Here is a 16126-nt window from a genome sequence, read left to right as displayed (position 1 = left end):
CCATCTCACTTCCGCGATCAGATTACCCTTTTTCTTTTCCAGTCGCCCTGTCCGGCGCAGGGAAACGTTCAGAAGGTCGGAGTTGGCGCCGACGCGTTGCTAACGCGATTGCTAATAGCTGCTATGGACAACGATGGACACACATGGACTCGTCAGAGGCGGGCGGCCAGGTCGGCGGTCAGATCTGGACCGCCAAGGACATGGCTAGCTTCACTCGGAGGAACAGGTCGCGGTGATGTAGCAAACTGCTGGCCTGGACGCCGTCGTAGTCGTCTCTCCGTAGAGTCGCCGATGTGAGTCCGCCGATGCGGCGTCGGAGGCGAGAGAGGTCGATTTATGGGCGGCGGAAGGAGGGTCATTTGGACAGGCCGTGCTTGCGATGCGGCTCCGCGCCGGACGATGATCCGTCTCAGGCTCATAAGGTGTCCGCCGGTCGCGGGGAGGCGGCAGAGACGATGACATCGTCGAATTCAGGTGGTCGGGCCGCACGGCTCTCGGTTTTCTCCGTCATCGCTGTGGCATCGGTGCTCACCGGCTGCAGTGATCATCCCACTGAGCCGGCGATACCGCCGGGGCACTCAGGGTCGACGCCGGTGGCGGCGCAGAACACACCGGCCGAGCGGAAATTCCGCGTGTACCCGGCCTTGCGGCCGTCGAGGACGCCGAAGTTCATCGTCGCGGCTGCGGCGCCGGTGGCGGTGTTCGACCCGCCGAGTGCCAAAGACGCGACATCCATTATTCCCGCGCATGCCGTCGTACTCGATGCGGAGACCGGGCGGGTACTCCACACGATCACGGCACCGCGGGGGATCTTCTCCTCGTGGCCGGCGGTCGCCGCGGCCCCGGACGATCGGACCTTCGTCATCGGTGGCACGACCGGACCGAGCGCCGGCTTCGCCTTCTACACGGTGCGGCTGGACGACAAGGGTCGGCCGGGAACCGCCCGCAAGATCGCCGCAAGGATGCCGGAGGTCGGTCCGAGCTCCGCTGACGGCGGGCTCGTGTGCGCGCTGAGTCCGGACGGCCGGCGGCTCGCCTACACCTCGATGGCCTCTGGCGGCATCACGGTGATGGACATCGTCACGGGCCTGGGGCGCACGTGGACCGGTCGCGGATCGCACGTGGACGGCCTGAAGTGGTCGAAGGACGGGCGTCGCCTGTGGCTGAGGACGGGGGAGACGCTGCAGGTGCTGGACACGACGCTTCCCGGAACCGAACTGACGCACGTGGTACGAGCGGTCGCCACCCTCTCCGGAGCGTTCGACGGAGTGGTCACCCCGGACGACCAAGCGATGATCGTCTTCAATGGGTCGCGCATCGAACGGCGACCCCTGCAGGGCGGGGCCGCACGGACACTCGCGCGCCTGAGGAACAGCGCCGACGGCCTCGGCGGTCTGACCCTGGACGGTTCAGGCCGCTTCGCGCTGTATACCCAAAGCTGGCGCATCCACCGCGTCGACCTCACGACCGGACGTACGGTGTCGTTCCCCGTTCCGACCGGGCAGCGGCAGGGCAAGGGCGACGCACCGGGCGTCGCATGGTGATCTGTGGCCGTCCTGCGGTCGGGGTCGGCTTCTCCTCGGACAACGGGGCTGACGGCAACGGTGACGGCAACGACGCCGGCCGTGGACAGCCACCGGCATACGCCCGTCACCGTCTACCTCGGCGGATGTTGGGGGAGCAGGGGTGTCCGTATTCCTTGTAAGCGGCAGGTCGCCGGTTCGAATCCGGCCGGAGGCTCGTGCTGGCCCGGGGGGACGACCCCCCGGGGCCCCCCGATGTGGGGGGCTGTCGCCCCCCACGCCCCCCACGGGCTGGTGTCTGAGGAGGGGCTGGTCGAGCGCCTCGTGCACGCATGAGTCGACTTGCGTGGACATGAGGGGCCTGTGGCCGCTCGCAGTCAGGGGTTGTTCTGCGAGGCGACCCTGAGCTGCTCGGCAGCAGGCCGTGCCGTGCCCAGTTCTACGCTGGCTGTCTGGCGACCTCAAAGGGTTTGCCGTACGCCCGCCATTGCCGCGTACTGGAGAGGATGTGCCAGTTCGACGGTGTTGCCCATCGACTCCAACTGTCACGTCCGAGTAACCGGAGGGCATACGAACGCGTCTGACCGACCGTGCGGGGCAAGGCCGGCATAAGCATGCAGTTCGACCGTGGGGGTTGGGTCATCGTCCGCCTCGTAGCCTGCTACTCCTGGCAACTGAACGATCCGTCACATGTCCAAACAGGCTCGCGTGTCGCCAAGGCCCTCTCAGCGCACGCATTCATCACCGGAAACAGAGGTCGGCTGCGTGTACCGGCAGTACGGTGCGCCCGAGCATCAGCCGGACGCGCAGACCACTGAAGGAAGGCCCCGGAGCCGAATCGTCCGAGGCATCCTCCCAGCTGGACCTTTCAGCTGAGCGCATTCCCCAGCCTCCGCAGGCTGCTTCTCGTCGAGCGCGGCGTGCGCGTAGATCGCCATCGTGACCTCGATGTCGCTGTGGCCGACGCTGTCGCGGACGATGTGAGGCGGGACGCCGAGGTCGAGCAGCAGTGACACGCAGGTGTGCCGGGTGTCGTGGAAGCGTACGGCGTTCAGCTCCGCCTTCTCGCGAATCCGGCCCCAGCTCCGCCGGAGGACGACGGCAGAGGGGATGCCCCGGCGGAACGCTTGCGCAGGTGCGCGGAGATGAGACAGACCCTATGACGGTGACTTCTTAGACGAGCCATTGGCCTGCCTGGGCGTCAGCTGCGCAGGCAACTCAGTATGTGCGTCAAGGAACACACCTTCGAGTTGTAGTTGCACCAAGTTCTCGACGTCCGAGAGCTTTGCGCCTTCGAGATGCGCCTGCCATAGATCCGCGCCCTTGAGATGCGCACGCCACAGGTCCGCACCCTCGAGATGAGCCTCGCGCAAGTCCGCGTCTTCGAACTGCGCCTGCCAGAGGTCTGCGCCTTCGAGATGCGACTCGCACAGGTCCGCGCCTTTGAGATGCGTTCGCCACAGGGTCGCGCCTTCGAGATGTGCCCGCGTCAGATTGGCTCGTGCGAGACGCGCCCGCGTCAGGTTGGCCCCTGCGAGATGCGCCTCGCGCAGGTTCGCGCCGTCAAGACACGCCTCGCCCAAGTCCGCGCCTTCGAGATGCGCTCGGCGCAGATCCGCACCTCGAAGGTCGCTTCGGCGAAGATCGAGAGGCTGGTTCTCTTTTCGTTTTGGACGACGGCCGAGGACGGTCAGCGCAGTTCGCACGTCCGTCGCCGGCTCAGGCTCACGCGTCACTTGGCCAGCGTGCGCCTTCGGCGGCGGGTCGATCCAGAGGTCAGGCCGTGTCGGAGCGGCAGCGGCGTGTTCGCGGACGAACGCGGCCAAGACTTGAACCACCGTTTCGTGGTCGCGCTCCGATTCGATCATGATGTGTTCGAGTGCATAGATGCCACCGATGCGCTCGTCCAGCTTCTCCGAGGAGAGCAGGCCAATGGCCTTTACGTATCGGTCGGTGACTTGGCCTCGACGGTTCAGGCTCCATGTGAGGCCGGTGAACACCAGCACCGTCAGCGCGACTGTGCCGGCGGCGGCTTGCAGCAAGGTCTGCCGCACTCCGTTGATCGCGTCTGCCTTCTCCTTGTCATGGAGATGCCGCACGACTGCCCCACCAGCCCACGACGTCACCGGCCCAAGCAGCAGTCCCAGAATCGTGACCACGGCCACCGCCGCTAAGACCGCCACTCCGATACGGACCAACGAGCGATGGGTGCCACGCGAGCCTCGACGCCGACGGATCCGAGCCATGCCGCTATTGCATCGGACGCGGCCTCGATTGGCGAGCGAGGGACGCAGGTGGCTTTCGGGATATACGCGGGATGGCGCCGGACACGCACGGCAGGACTGACGGCTTGAGCGCAGGTCAACCAACGAGTGGAGGACCGATCGCCGACTCTGTGTAAAGCCGTCGGCGCGAGGGAGGCTGACGGCAGCGACGGCGACCGGGGACTGCCATCGACCTACACTCAACACCGTCTGCCTCGGCGGATGCGGCGAGAGCCGAGGGGTCCGTATTCCTTGTAAGCGGCAGGTCGCCGGTTCGATTCCGGCCAGAGGTTCACTTGCTCGCCGAACAGCTCTCCGCACTGGAGCTCATCCAGGCACATTCCTATCGCCGAAGGCCCCCCGAGATCCACGTGGACACCTGCGGCTGTCTGTGTCCCTCACCCCCGGTCTTCGTCACGACCTGCTTATCGCATGGGCCGTCCGGTCTCTACACGGACGCATTTGCCTGTTTCTCCCAAGTAGGGGTAAACGCATTCCCTGAGCACGGCGTCAATCCGATGTGCCCCCGCGCGCCGATCGACCCTTCCCGGTTTCGCTCGCGGTGTGTCCAGCGGGCCGATCTCGTCGTCCCACTTCGCCCGCCCCTCACGCGCGGGGCACAAACTGTCGATCAACGTGCAAGGTGAAGATGAATTCAGAGAACGAGCAGGCGCAGGCCCCCGAGCCGTCCGCCGGTTTCCGGTCGTCCCCGGGCCCGTACCTCGGCTCCGCGCCACATACGGCTCAGCCTCCGTACGGGGACCTCCCCCAGCGCCCGCGCAAGCGCGACGTCGTGCGGGAGATCTGGCCGCGCATCCTCGTCGGTGTCGTCGCGCTCCTGATACTCGCCGTGGGCGGCGCGGTCAGCGCGTGGCAGAAGGCCGACAAGGCCTCCCACGCCATCGGACCACAGCGCGAGATCACACCGCCGCCCTCGCTCGACACCTACACGGGCGAGTACGAGCGCGCGACCGATAAAGTCGCCGACAAGCTCATGACGAGCATGCGGACGTCTGCGGGCGATGAGTCGACCACGCAGAAATCGATCGCCCAAAAGGCGATCATCGCCGTGTACGAGAAGAACCACGACTTCGACCAGCGCTTCGCCTTCTTCGGCGTGACCGGGAGATCCGACCTCGGGGTGGCCGAGGAATTCCGGTCGCGTTCCCCCTTGGCCAGAGCCGACCGGGTCCTCCATGCCGAGGGCGGTCTCACGGGCACGAGCGACTTCGCCGCCGGCCCTCTGGGGGGAGTCCTCCGCTGCGCGACCAGCAAGTCGAAGTCCAACCCGTCCTCGACGTGCGTCTGGGCCGACGGTTCCACCCTGGGCCTGCTCGTCGCCCCGAAGATCGACGCGCCACATCTGGCGAGCCTCGCCCTCACCTTTCGCAACGCCAGCGAACACTGACGACACGCGGCGGCGGTAAATGAGTGGACCCGCACCACCACGAGTGGATGGGATGGGCCGTCGAAAGCGGTCCAGGAGCAGGGGCCGAGGAGATGATCATGAAGTTGCCCCGGTCTTGTGGACAGCTGATCGCTTGGGACGATGGGTCCCGGGAGGAGTTCACAAGTGCCGATGTCACGACCGCCGTATCCGCCGGAGTTTCGGCGGCAGATGGTGGAGCTGGTGCGGGCCGGCCGCACGCCCGAGGAGCTGGCCGAGGAGTTCGAACCGACCGCGCAATCGATCCGGAACTGGGTGGTCCAGGCCGATCGTGATGCCGGCCGCCGGGCCGATGGGGTGACCAGCGCTGAGAAGGATGAGCTGGCCCGGTTGCGCCGTGAGGTCCGGCAGCTCCGTGAGGAGCGGGAGATCTTGAAGAAGGAGGCGGTTTTCTTCGCGCGGGAGACGGATCGGCCGAAGTGAAGTACCGGCTGATCGACGCGGAGAAGACACACCATGGCGTCTCCCTTCTGGCTCGGGTGCTGGGTGTGTCGCGCCAGGGCTACTACGCCTGGAAGACCCGCGGCCCGTCCCGGTGGACGCGTCAGGACCAGGCACTGACCGAAACGATCGTCAAGATCCACACCCGGTCGCGGCACACCTACGGTGCCCCGCGCATTCACGCTGAACTACGTGATGACTTCGGCGTGCATGTGGGCCGCAAGCGGGTGGCCCGGCTGATGCGCACCGCTCAACTTGAGGGCGTGCACCGGCGCCGGCGGCGCGGGCTGACCCGCCGCGACCCGGAGGCGGTGCCGCCAGGAGACCTGGTGAACCGCGACTTCAGTGCTCCGGCGCCGAACCAGGTGTGGACCGCAGACATCACCTACGTCCCGACCGGTGAGGGGTGCCTGTATCTGGCGGTGGTGCTCGATGTGTTCTCGCGCCGCATCGTGGGCTGGGCGATGGCCGGCCACCTGCGCACCGAACTGGTCATCGAGGCGCTGGAGATGGCGATCTGGAACCGTCGGCCCGGGCCCTGGGCTGATTCATCACAGCGACCAGGGGACGCAATATACGTCACTGTCGTTCAGTCGCCGGTGCAGGTCAGCGGGTATCCGCACCTCGACCGGCAGCGTCGCGGACTGCTTCGATAACGCCGTCACCGAAAGCTTCTTCGCCACGCTGGAGACCGAGCTGCTCGACCGGCACCACTTCACCACCCGCGCCCAGGCCAAGGCGGCCTGTTTCGACTTCATCGAAGGCTTCTATAACCCCCGCCGCCGTCACTCCAGCCTGGGCATGCTCAGCCCTGCCGAATACGAACGGAGGAACGACCAACCACCGGGCCACGCTGCCGCGTAGCCACAAGCCCCGACATGTCCACAGAACCGGGGCAACATCACCCCGCGAGTGTGGACACGCGTTCGTTTTGTCATGCGGCCAGCGCGTCAGCTCAGTTGATCTTTGCTGGTGCTGGTGCTCGCAGGCGATGGGCTGAGCTGCCCGCTCGCGGTACGACGACCACGGCCACCGACCTGACCAGCGGTGGTGCACCCGCTTGACATTATGCAGGTAGTTACCTGCATAATGCTACGGTGAGCCTGGAAGCCAAAGCGATGGACGCAGCCTTCAAAGCACTGGCCGACCCCACCCGGCGCCTGCTGCTCGACCGGCTGCGTGAGCGCAACGGCCAGACGCTGGGCGAGCTGTGCGAACGCCTGGAGATGGCGCGCCAGTCGGTGACGCAGCATCTCGACGTCCTTGTCGACGCCAACCTCGTGACCGTGGTACGGCGCGGACGGCAACGGCTGCACTACCTCAACCCGGCACCGATCCACGAGATCGAACAGCGCTGGATCGCGGGGTTCGACAGGCCACGACTACTGGCGCTCAGCGCCATCCGGAGTCAAGCCGAGGAGTACGCCATGACCGAGACATCCGTCTCCGTGCCGACCTACGTCTACGTCACCTACATCCGTGCGGGCGCCGAGCAGGTGTGGCGTGCTCTGACGGACGCCGATCTGACCGCGCGTTATTGGGGGCACGCTAACCTCTCCGACTGGCAGCCGGGCTCGTCCTGGGAACACCGGCGCGCCGATGGATCAGAGGCCGTCGACGTCGTCGGTCGGGTGCTCGCCGCGGAGCCTCCGACCCGTCTTGTGATCACCTTCGAGGACAAGCCGGACGCCGCATCACTGCGGGACCCGTCGGTGGTCACCTTCCTCATCGAGCCGCACCAAGACATCGTCCGTCTGACCGTGACCCACGAGAACCTCCCCAACCAGGAGATGCTCAACGGGATTTCGCACGGCTGGCCCGCCGTCCTAGCGAACCTCAAGTCCCTGCTCGAGACCGGCGAGGTCCTCCCGCAGGCGCCCTGGGACATGTCCCGTCCGCACGCTTGAACCGGCCCTCGCCGCCACCCTGCGCGCGTGACTCCACGCCCACCTGCAGAAAGAGAACGCCCTCCCATGGAATCCACCCAGCTCCAAGCGGCCTATCGCGCGCTGCTCGACGCCGCCACCACCGTGGCCGACTCCGGCGGCGCGAGCATCGTCCCGCCACCCGGCGAGTGGACCGCCGACCAGATCCTGGCGCACGTCTCGCTCATCACGGCGACTAGCATCGCCTCCGCCTCGGCCATCGCCTCCGGCGCCCACGCCACATACGACAACCGCATCGCGCTCGACGCCTGGACCATCAACCGCGTCATCACGCTTGCGGGCGGGACCGCCGGGCTCCTCGAGCGCATCCAACACCAGGCAGGCGCCCTATGCGCGCTCGGCGGGACGGCGCTGAGCGAGGCCGAACTCGACACCCCCGTGCCCACCCGGCTGCTGTCTAACGACGCCTGCCTGGTCGATCAGCCCATGCCGCTGCGGGACCTCCTCGCGGGCCTCGCCGAGACAGAACTGCCCGGCCACACGCAACAGCTCCTGGCCCTCCTCCCAGTCCGCGCACCAGCCGACACCACGGCCTGATCATCGCCGTTCGCGTTCGTTGTGTCATGCGGCCAGTGCGGCGATGCCCTTGTAGGTCGCCCCGGGCCTGGACTCGTATATGGCCACGGCATCGGCCTTGAACTCCTCCGAGTCGCCCTTCATCGCGATCGGCGGTCTTCTCGCTTCCTCCGGATCAAGCAAGATCCAGTATCAGCGTGTCCGCCACATGAGGGGAGGCCCGCCCGGCTGCTGTACGGTGCGGCAACACGCCGCTTCGGAGGTCGTGCCTTGGTGCCTGGCAGATCCTGCGGTCCAGGTCGGCTTGTTGTCGAACAATGCAGGTGCGGCTGACGGCAACGGTGACGGCAACCACGGCAGCCGGGGACAGCCACCGGCACATGTCCAGCGCCGTCTACCTCGGCGGATGTCGTGTGAGCAGGGGTGTGCGTATTCCTTGTAAGCGGCAGGTCGCCGGTTCGAATCCGGCCGGAGGCTCCATCCCTACCAGGCAAGACGCCCCGCCTCCGACGGGGGGAGACGGGGCCTGAGTGTCCAACTGGGTGACTACCCCTCCGGCTCCGTGGGGAAGATGGCGTCCATGGCGCGGGCGCCCTCCTGCATCACGGGGTGAATCTGCTTCCGGTAGACCGTCTCCGCCACGATGGTGTTCGTGTGGCCGACCAGCCGGGAGATGTTCTCCAGCGGCACGTCATGGGCCGAGAGCAGAGACACGAAGCTGTGCCGCAGCACGCGCGGAGTCCAGTCCGTAGCGACCAGGCCGGCGCGGTCGAGAACCTTCCGGAGGTCGCGGCGCACGTTCTCGGCGCTGAGCGCGGTTCCGTTCTTCGTGCAGAACACCAAGTCGCTGCCGTGCCACGCCGTGCCCGCCGCCTCACGGGCGCGGTCCCGCTCCGCCTTGAGCGCCCTTAGGACTTCGACGCATCGCTGAGGCAGCAGGAGCGAGCGGCGCGACTTGACCATCTTGGTGTCGCCCGTCTTCCGGACCGACCGCCATACGTCGGGGTGATGAAGCCGAGAGCAGGCGGCGGTATTTGTCGAAGTCGTAGCCCCGGTCGGCGTAGAGGCGCCGGGGTTTGCGGCGTGGGCGTCCCCGCAGGCAGCTGACCACCGAGCCGGACCGGGCGCGAGACACCATCGCCCGCGACTTCACGGCAGTCGGTGACATGCCCGCCTACCGTGCCTCTCTCGACCGTGCCGGACTCTCCGGCCCGGCCGACACTGTGGTCGTCGGTGATGAGTCGGTCATCGTCGATGCCTTGGCCCGGTTCCGCGACGCCAGCGCCACCGACGTCATCGTCTCGCCCCTGGGCTCGCTTGCGGACAGGGCACGGACCCTTGACGTTGCCGGTGGCTTCTCACCGAGGGAGTCCGTCAACCTTTACACGGCGGGAGTGCGACGGTGAAGCCGCGCGTCGGATAAAGCGGTTCAAGGCGTCGCAACAGCGCTCGTCGGGGATTCTCTCACCGGCCCGCCGCGTAGCTCGCGTAGGCCACTTGGAAGGCTGCGTCGACTGGCAGCATGAGATAGAAGACCTGGCCCTGTGAGCTGTGGACGGTCATCGCCTCACTGCGCAACCGCAGCTCGCCGCCGAGTCTGTGGTGCAAAGTCTTGACGCCCTGCACGCAGGTGGAGATTTCGTGCTGCCGCCAGACATGGCGGAACAGCGAACTCTCTCGGTTCAGCTGCGCCACCAGCGCACGGGCCCGCGGGTGCGACGGACGCTGGCCGGTTTCCATTCTGAGCTTTCCGACCATCTCCGTGGCCGCCTCTTCCCACGACTCCCCGTACAGCGCACGGGCCGTCGGCGTCGTGAGGATCCAGTGGATGCTGTTGCGCTCGGCGGCCGGAAGGCCGCCGAAGTCGGTGTCGTAGAGGAAACACGCCGCGTCGTTGGCGGCAAGGATGTCGCTGAACGGTCCGCACAGCACGGCGGGGGTATGGCCGAAGACATCGAGCATGTGATCGAGTGCGCTGGGATCCGTTGTGGATGGGATCTGGGACGGCTTCGCGTCGACCACCTGAGCCAGGTTGTACAGATGCTCGCGCTCGTCGGTGGACAGGCGCAGCGCCCTCGCCAGCGCGTCCAGCACACCCGAGGAGGCAGTCGGATGCCGGCCTTGCTCGAGCCGGGTGTAATAGTCCGGGCTGACTCCGGCGATCTCGGCGAGTTCTTCCCTGCGCAGTCCCGGAACCCGACGACGAGAGGTGACCGAAAGCCCGACCTTGTGCGGTTCGAGTCGAGATCGACGGGTCCGTAGGAACTCACCCAGCTCGGCGTTGCGCCGCTCACCCATCGGCGTGCCCGGCCCCAGCCGTCATGCGGCTGAGGATGGTGAGGTGATCAATCCTGGCCATATCGGGGCCAGGATACGCCACTTGAACGCTGATTGACTGTCCGAGCGGCGGAAGCGGGGCATCCGATCACGCCGCTTATTTATCCCCAAGACAGGTTCGGAGTAGTGCCATGAGCTTTGCCGCAGCACCCGAAGGGCTCGGCGGACCCGGCGGACGGTCAGGTCTCCACATCGGCGCCGGAGAAGGAATTACGACGTGGTTCAACGGTGACATCCTCACCACGAAGCTGACCGCCGAGCAGTCCAGCGGAGCACTGGGCCTCATCGAGGCGACCGTTCCGCCGGGCGGCGGGCCCGTACCGCACGTGCACCCCAACACCGACGAGACCTTCTACATGATCTCCGGTGAACTGGAGTTCCTCCAAGGCGAGCGAGTGCTCACCGCGGGTACGGGAGAACTCGTTTTCTGCCCGCGGGGCATCACGCACCGGTTCACGAACACCGGCATCCAGCCAGCAAGGATGATCTTCATCTACACGCCGGGTGGCGCGGAAGGCCTGTTCATCGAGGCCGGCGACACACCGCAACCGGGCGTACAGGTGCAGCCATGGGGCCCTGAACGCCTCGACGAGCACCTGCTGAGCCTGCTGGAGAAATACGACAACGCACTCCCAGAGAGCTGATCCGACGGGCCACTGTTCCAGCATGGGCCCACAAGGTCGAAACGCCTGTCGAGCCGATCCCGGAGAAGGATCCTTCGGTCCGGACGCTCCCCGGGGCGGTGTAGTGGTCCAAAACTCGTCACGGTGGACTGACCTGGTGGTTCATAAGATCATCTATGCGGCCCTGTGATCACTCATTGGCCATGCCGCCGTATACTTTCCGCCGCCGGATCGGTGCATCTAGCGAGATGACGACTGGCCGTTCGGAGTCGGGCGGTCGCTGTCGCCGAGACTGGTGAGGCCGGTGGCCGTTGTAACGGCCCGTGTACGCGTCGATTACCGATCGCAGGTGCCGCTCGTTTAGATCAGCATCCGATTGGTGCACCCGGCCCGCGCGGTACGTACCCACCGCTCGGCATAACAGTTCGCCCGTGGCGTCCGCGGAGGAGTCTTCACTATCTCGATGCCCTCATCGAGAAAACCTCATCGGCTGCGGTGACCTTCATGACGGACAAGACGTACAACCGATTCAACACGATCGTTTCCACACCGAATGAAGTCGCAGGCCAGCAAACCGTGAGCCGAGTGCTGCCTGAGCGCGCAGGAACGCCCGCCAGGAAGTATCCACGTCTCGCGGCGCCGGACCGCACCGGCGGCTCCGCAGGATTCGCCGGTGCGATCGATTCACCGACCTGGTAACCGAGCCGAACCAACTCGCCGTGCACCGTCCGGTAGCCCCAGCCGGGTTCTCCCGCGCCAGCTGGAGCACCAAGACACGGATCTCCTTGCCGACCTTTGGCCGACCCGGACGGTTCCGGATACGTCCATCTCAGGTTCCGGAAGGTCGCCATTACGCGGGGGCCGTTGCCGAGATAGGCCTGCTGGTCGTCTTGCCGCCCGACGGTGTAGCGGGGGTGGTGGGTGAGGTTCGCAGTGCCCCAGTGCCGCCGGATGTGGTGCGAGATCTCGACTGCGGTCAGGCGGGGCGCGGCCGGTGACCGCCGGCCCACCGAGCTGGCCGGATCGAACGGTCCAGGTGCATCGCCGCCCGGTATAGTCCCAGCGGGCCGACGCGCAGAGCGCCTTCCCGATCCGGATCGCGGCGGCTAGTGGCGTGCGACCGTACCGTGCGGGCGGAGCCGTACGACGGCGCGGGGAGAAGTCCACGTGGTAGACGTCGTTGGAGTCGGCAGCCAGCGGGGGAGCGTCCGGGTCGAGACCTCGACCCGGAACGCGATCTCGACAGCCCGGCGCCGTGACCCGACGTCGGATCGGCCGTTCTCGTGGCCGTCCACGGGGCGCGGGTGATGAGTTCGCATCGGTGCTGACCGAAACTGAGCCCGCGGCTGGACCTTCGGCCACGCCTAGCTCTAAAACTGTCGGACGTTGTTGACACTCGGGGTCTCCGATGACTACGGAGACCTGCCATGCCCCCATCACCGCAACAACAGCTCGACCGCCAGGCCCAGCGAGGTCTGGCGGTCCTTCGCCACGCCGAGGAAGTCACCGGCAACGTGGCACTGACCTGCCGGTATTACGGGATCAGCCGCACCTGCTTCTACCGGTGGCTACGCCGATACCAAGACGAAGGCATCGACGGGCTGCGGGACCGCTCCAGCCGGCCACACCACAGCCCGAACGCCACCCAGGCCGACATCGTCAACAAGATCGTCTACCTGCGGCAGAACTATCACTTCGGACCGCTGAAGATCGCGATGTACCTCAAGCGCTACCACGACATCCAGATTGGCCACTCCGCTTTCTACAACATCCTCAAACGCCTGGGCCTGAACCGCCTGCCGGCCTCCCAGCGCTACGCCCGCTGCGACAAACGCTGGAAACGCTATGAGAAACAGCTGCCCGGCAACCGGATCCAGATCGATGTGAAGTTCATCGAACCGATCGGCATCCCCACCGAGGACGACCAGACCACAGGGCAGACCTCTGACACCAGACCCATCACCAAAGCCCCGAAGATCCGGCGACGCGCCAAGTACTACCAGTTCACCGCCATCGACGACTGCACACGGCTACGCATCCTGCGCGTCTACCCCCGCTGTGATCAAAAGACCGCGATCCAGTTCCTGGACTACGTCCTGGAACGCCTGCCGTTCCGCGTCGAGACCATCCAGACCGACAACGGCGCCGAATTCCAATCCGGCTTCCACTGGCACGCCCTGGACAAGGGACTCGCCCACTCCTACATCAAGCCAGCATCCCCGCACCTCAACGGCAAGGTCGAACGCTCCCACCGCATCGACGCCGAAGAGTTCTACCGCATGCTCGACGGCATCGTCATCGACGACACCGGCGTCTTCAACGACAAACTTCGCGAGTGGGAGGACTACTACAACTACCATCGCCCCCACGGCGCCCTCGACGGCCAAACCCCCTACGAACGCCTCAAGCAGAAAACCCAGACCCCGGTGTAACCACCCTCCGGCAGATGCACAGCGCCACCCCGACCAGCCCAGAGGCCCTGTACCGTGCGGTACAGGGCCTCTGGGCTAGGCCGCCTCAAGGGCTGCCTATCGCCTCTGGCTAGCCGCCGTATCCGGGCGGAACGCGTCGGCGCACGTGCCGTGGCGTGCGCCGTCAGGCGGCTACGCGCAGCACGCGGAGCGCCTCCCGCGCCTGCCGCCGCATCTCTGGGATGAGCGGCCGCACCGGCTCGGGGAGGCGGTCCAGCACGAGGTCCACCTCGTCCGGCGTGCCGGTCTCGTCGAAGAACCCGATCATGAGGTGCGCCCCCTGGGGCGGCGACGTCGCGATGACCTTCTGGGAGAAGTCGTCCCATGCCTCCGGCGACACGAGGGTGCGCAGCGCCGGGAAGAGCAGCGGCTCCTCGTGCTCCAGGTGATGCCGGATCAGGTCGCGTACGGCGGTTGCGGCCTCGGTCAGCGCGGCGCGGTCGGCTCCGTCGCCGATCGGCGCGGCGGCGAGGACGTCGAGGGCCGCGTCGAGCCGGTCGTGCTCGGTGCTGAGGGCGGCGAGAGACTCGGCGACCTCCGGTGCCGTCGTGGTGATCATCGGCCAGAGCAGCCCGTCCTCGCTCTCGTGGTGGTGGTGCAGGTTCGCGACGAGGAAGTCGCGCAGCTCGGCCAGTGCCGCGCTCGGTACGGCGGGCCGTCCGGCCACCTCGACCAGCAGCGAGGTGGCCGCGCGGTGCATGTCGTGGGAGAGACGGGTCTCGATGACCGCCACGGGTTCGGTGTGCGCACTTTGCATGGAACTTCCCCTATTCAATAAAGACGTCTTTAATGAACCAGTCACGATGATGCCATAATGACGGCGTGACCAAGTACCGCTCCCAGCGTCGTGCGGACGCGGCCGCGCAGACTCGTGCGGCGATCCTGTCCAGCGCGCGGGAGCTGTTCCTCGCCTCGGGATACTCTTCGGTCACCGTGGCGCAGATCGCCGCCGCGGCAGGTGTCGCCGTCCAGACGGTCTACAGCAGCGCCGGGGGCAAGACGGCGATCCTGGCCGACCTGCTGGCCCGCGCCGTGCATGACCCGATCGTCGACGAGTCCCTCGACTCGATGGCGGCGGCGACAGACCCGCAGGAGGTCATCGACATCACGGCCGCGGGCGTCCGCCGGACGCACGAGCGGCACTGGGATGTCCTGTTCGGGTTGCTGCACGACGGCCTCGGCGAACCTGCCGCGACACAGGTGCAAAAGGAAGGCGTCGACGCCTTCGTCGCGACGCTGACGAAGGTCGCCGACCGGCTCGTGAAGCTGGAGGCCCTGCGGCCGGACGTGGACCACACGCTGGCCGTCGACCTCCTCTGGTTCTACCTCGGCCAGCGCTCGTGGTTCCTCCTCGTCGGCGAGCGCGGATGGGACTTCGACCGGGCCGAGGAGTGGCTGGCCGCCTCCGCCCGCCGAGCACTGCTGCGCGATTCCGACGCGTCTCGCTAGGCCGGCATCGACTCGAACGCCTTGCCGATGATCTCGGCTCCCTCGGTGATGACCGGACGGAGCTCGTGCGTGCCTTACAGCAGGGAAGTACAGCAGCGCTTCGGGGGTTCAGGCCGCGACGGCGTCGGTTGCCCTGCCGATCCAGCTCACGTGGTACCGCGGCAGGTCCGGAGCATCACGTACGCCCCGCTCCTCGGGAGTCAGAACCTGGAACCTCCCCGGGATGCCGAGCGCCTCGCAGCCGGTTTCCCAGTTCGCGCACCAGATCCCCAGCGCCGCCGGGGCGTAGAACCGCGACGCGGTGGTCGTGAAGAAGTCCAGGCGCTTCATCACCAGTCCGGTGTCGTCGGTGACCGCGACGCCGCGCGTGGTCTGGCCGTTGAAGGCCGAAGGCGACCATTGGCAGGCCTCGTAGGTACGCCGAACGACGCGAACGGCGGGGCGTCGACGGCCAGCGGCTGCTGGAGGCGGGAGTCCGCGTAGAACAGCGAGGTCAGTGGGAGCCGGCCACTTTGCGTCCGCTGTATGACGCGGATGGTCAGCGGCTTGAAGTGCGATCGGTAGCCGACGGCGCAGACACAGATCACGCGGTCGCGGCCGAGGTCGAAGTACTAGACGAGTGGCTTGCGTTCGGGCCACCACCGCTGGACGGCCTCGACGGTTGTCGATGGGCTCACGTTGAAGCAGAGCTTCGCACCGGGTGCCAGTTCGTGGGTGGCGTCGACCAGGGCCTCGAAGAGCGGGGTCAGCGCCGGGTCCAGCCGGACGCCGGCGCCGATCATCACGATGTCGTAGTCCTTCCGGGACAGCGCGGCGCGGTAGACCGCCTCGGCCGTGCGGCCGTAGTCGAGCAGGCAGACGTCGACTGTGAAGCCGAGTTCCTCCAGCCGGGCCCGCCCGGCGGCCACGCCTGCCCGGACCGCTTCGGCGTCGATCTCGGGGAACGCCGCCCGCGACGAGGGCGCGTCGTCTACCAGCGCGGGATCAAGTCCGACGGTGAGCATGGACGGGGACATGCCGCGATACCTCCTGTGCCTTTGTCTTCCGGTTTCCGGACTGAGGGTAGGCATCAGGGCAGCCGCGCGGGCATCCCACACTTCTGGGGTACC

16 protein-coding genes and 1 pseudogene are annotated in these 16126 nt (G+C 66.8%); 10 read left to right on the top strand and 7 right to left on the bottom strand.

Annotation, left to right across the window (positions count from 1 at the left end):
• Positions 1-293: 293 nt before the first annotated feature.
• The gene (locus QSK37_RS14490) at positions 294-1544 is read left to right on the top strand and encodes a WD40 repeat domain-containing protein (protein WP_285620624.1); all 1251 of its coding nucleotides are present in this window, start codon (positions 294-296) and stop codon (positions 1542-1544) included.
• 773 nt (positions 1545-2317) lie between these two features.
• Here the strand turns inward: QSK37_RS14490 and QSK37_RS14485 are convergent.
• The gene (locus QSK37_RS14485) at positions 2318-2635 is read right to left on the bottom strand and encodes a tyrosine-type recombinase/integrase (protein ID WP_432705573.1); all 318 of its coding nucleotides are present in this window, start codon (positions 2633-2635) and stop codon (positions 2318-2320) included.
• Positions 2636-2680: 45 nt separating this feature from the next.
• Positions 2681-3682, bottom strand: coding sequence for a pentapeptide repeat-containing protein (locus tag QSK37_RS14480; RefSeq protein ID WP_285620621.1), 1002 nt, complete (start codon positions 3680-3682; stop codon positions 2681-2683).
• A 754-nt stretch (positions 3683-4436) separates the two neighbouring features.
• Between QSK37_RS14480 and QSK37_RS14475 the strand changes: the two genes are divergently transcribed.
• From QSK37_RS14475 to QSK37_RS14460, 4 genes and pseudogenes are all read left to right on the top strand, one after another.
• Positions 4437-5195, top strand: a complete 759-nt coding sequence (locus QSK37_RS14475; RefSeq protein ID WP_285620618.1) for a hypothetical protein — start codon at positions 4437-4439, stop codon at positions 5193-5195.
• A gap of 165 nt (positions 5196-5360) precedes the next feature.
• Positions 5361-6539 (top strand): annotated as a pseudogene (locus QSK37_RS14470) (IS3 family transposase).
• A gap of 233 nt (positions 6540-6772) precedes the next feature.
• Positions 6773-7582, top strand: coding sequence for an ArsR/SmtB family transcription factor (locus QSK37_RS14465; protein ID WP_285620617.1), 810 nt, complete (start codon positions 6773-6775; stop codon positions 7580-7582).
• 66 nt (positions 7583-7648) lie between these two features.
• Positions 7649-8158: a hypothetical protein gene (locus QSK37_RS14460; protein ID WP_285620615.1), complete on the top strand. Its 510-nt coding sequence runs from the start codon at positions 7649-7651 to the stop codon at positions 8156-8158.
• A gap of 525 nt (positions 8159-8683) precedes the next feature.
• Here the strand turns inward: QSK37_RS14460 and QSK37_RS14455 are convergent.
• Positions 8684-9100 (bottom strand): tyrosine-type recombinase/integrase, encoded by a 417-nt coding sequence (locus QSK37_RS14455; protein ID WP_285620612.1) that lies wholly within the window; start codon positions 9098-9100, stop codon positions 8684-8686.
• A gap of 203 nt (positions 9101-9303) precedes the next feature.
• On the opposite strand from QSK37_RS14455, the gene QSK37_RS14450 reads away from it, so the two are divergent.
• Complete coding sequence (locus tag QSK37_RS14450) at positions 9304-9543, top strand: hypothetical protein (RefSeq protein WP_285620609.1); 240 nt, start codon at positions 9304-9306, stop codon at positions 9541-9543.
• A gap of 58 nt (positions 9544-9601) precedes the next feature.
• On the opposite strand, the gene QSK37_RS14445 is transcribed toward QSK37_RS14450, so the two are convergent.
• Positions 9602-10435 (bottom strand): helix-turn-helix transcriptional regulator, encoded by an 834-nt coding sequence (locus QSK37_RS14445; protein ID WP_285620606.1) that lies wholly within the window; start codon positions 10433-10435, stop codon positions 9602-9604.
• A 170-nt stretch (positions 10436-10605) separates the two neighbouring features.
• Between QSK37_RS14445 and QSK37_RS14440 the strand changes: the two genes are divergently transcribed.
• The 3 genes from QSK37_RS14440 (at position 10606) to QSK37_RS14430 (ending at position 13529) form a co-directional block, all read left to right on the top strand.
• Complete coding sequence (locus tag QSK37_RS14440; RefSeq protein ID WP_285568342.1) at positions 10606-11118, top strand: cupin domain-containing protein; 513 nt, start codon at positions 10606-10608, stop codon at positions 11116-11118.
• A 483-nt stretch (positions 11119-11601) separates the two neighbouring features.
• Positions 11602-11796: a hypothetical protein gene (locus tag QSK37_RS14435; RefSeq protein ID WP_285568344.1), complete on the top strand. Its 195-nt coding sequence runs from the start codon at positions 11602-11604 to the stop codon at positions 11794-11796.
• A 728-nt stretch (positions 11797-12524) separates the two neighbouring features.
• The gene (locus tag QSK37_RS14430) at positions 12525-13529 is read left to right on the top strand and encodes an IS481 family transposase (protein ID WP_285620602.1); all 1005 of its coding nucleotides are present in this window, start codon (positions 12525-12527) and stop codon (positions 13527-13529) included.
• A gap of 163 nt (positions 13530-13692) precedes the next feature.
• On the opposite strand, the gene QSK37_RS14425 is transcribed toward QSK37_RS14430, so the two are convergent.
• Positions 13693-14325: a hemerythrin domain-containing protein gene (locus QSK37_RS14425; RefSeq protein WP_285620600.1), complete on the bottom strand. Its 633-nt coding sequence runs from the start codon at positions 14323-14325 to the stop codon at positions 13693-13695.
• A gap of 65 nt (positions 14326-14390) precedes the next feature.
• Here QSK37_RS14425 and QSK37_RS14420 point away from each other — a divergent pair, with 65 nt between their 5' ends.
• Complete coding sequence (locus QSK37_RS14420) at positions 14391-15017, top strand: TetR family transcriptional regulator (protein ID WP_285568347.1); 627 nt, start codon at positions 14391-14393, stop codon at positions 15015-15017.
• Positions 15018-15125: 108 nt separating this feature from the next.
• On the opposite strand, the gene QSK37_RS14415 is transcribed toward QSK37_RS14420, so the two are convergent.
• Positions 15126-15347: a hypothetical protein gene (locus QSK37_RS14415; protein ID WP_285620598.1), complete on the bottom strand. Its 222-nt coding sequence runs from the start codon at positions 15345-15347 to the stop codon at positions 15126-15128.
• Between the two features lie 281 nt (positions 15348-15628).
• On the bottom strand, positions 15629-16033 hold the full coding sequence (locus QSK37_RS14410; protein WP_285568351.1) for a hypothetical protein: 405 nt from the start codon (positions 16031-16033) through the stop codon (positions 15629-15631).
• Positions 16034-16126: the final 93 nt, after the last annotated feature.

The organism is Actinoallomurus iriomotensis (assembly GCF_030269445.1).
Lineage (GTDB): Bacteria > Actinomycetota > Actinomycetes > Streptosporangiales > Streptosporangiaceae > Actinoallomurus > Actinoallomurus iriomotensis.
This window is presented reverse-complemented; position numbering and strand designations above follow the sequence as displayed.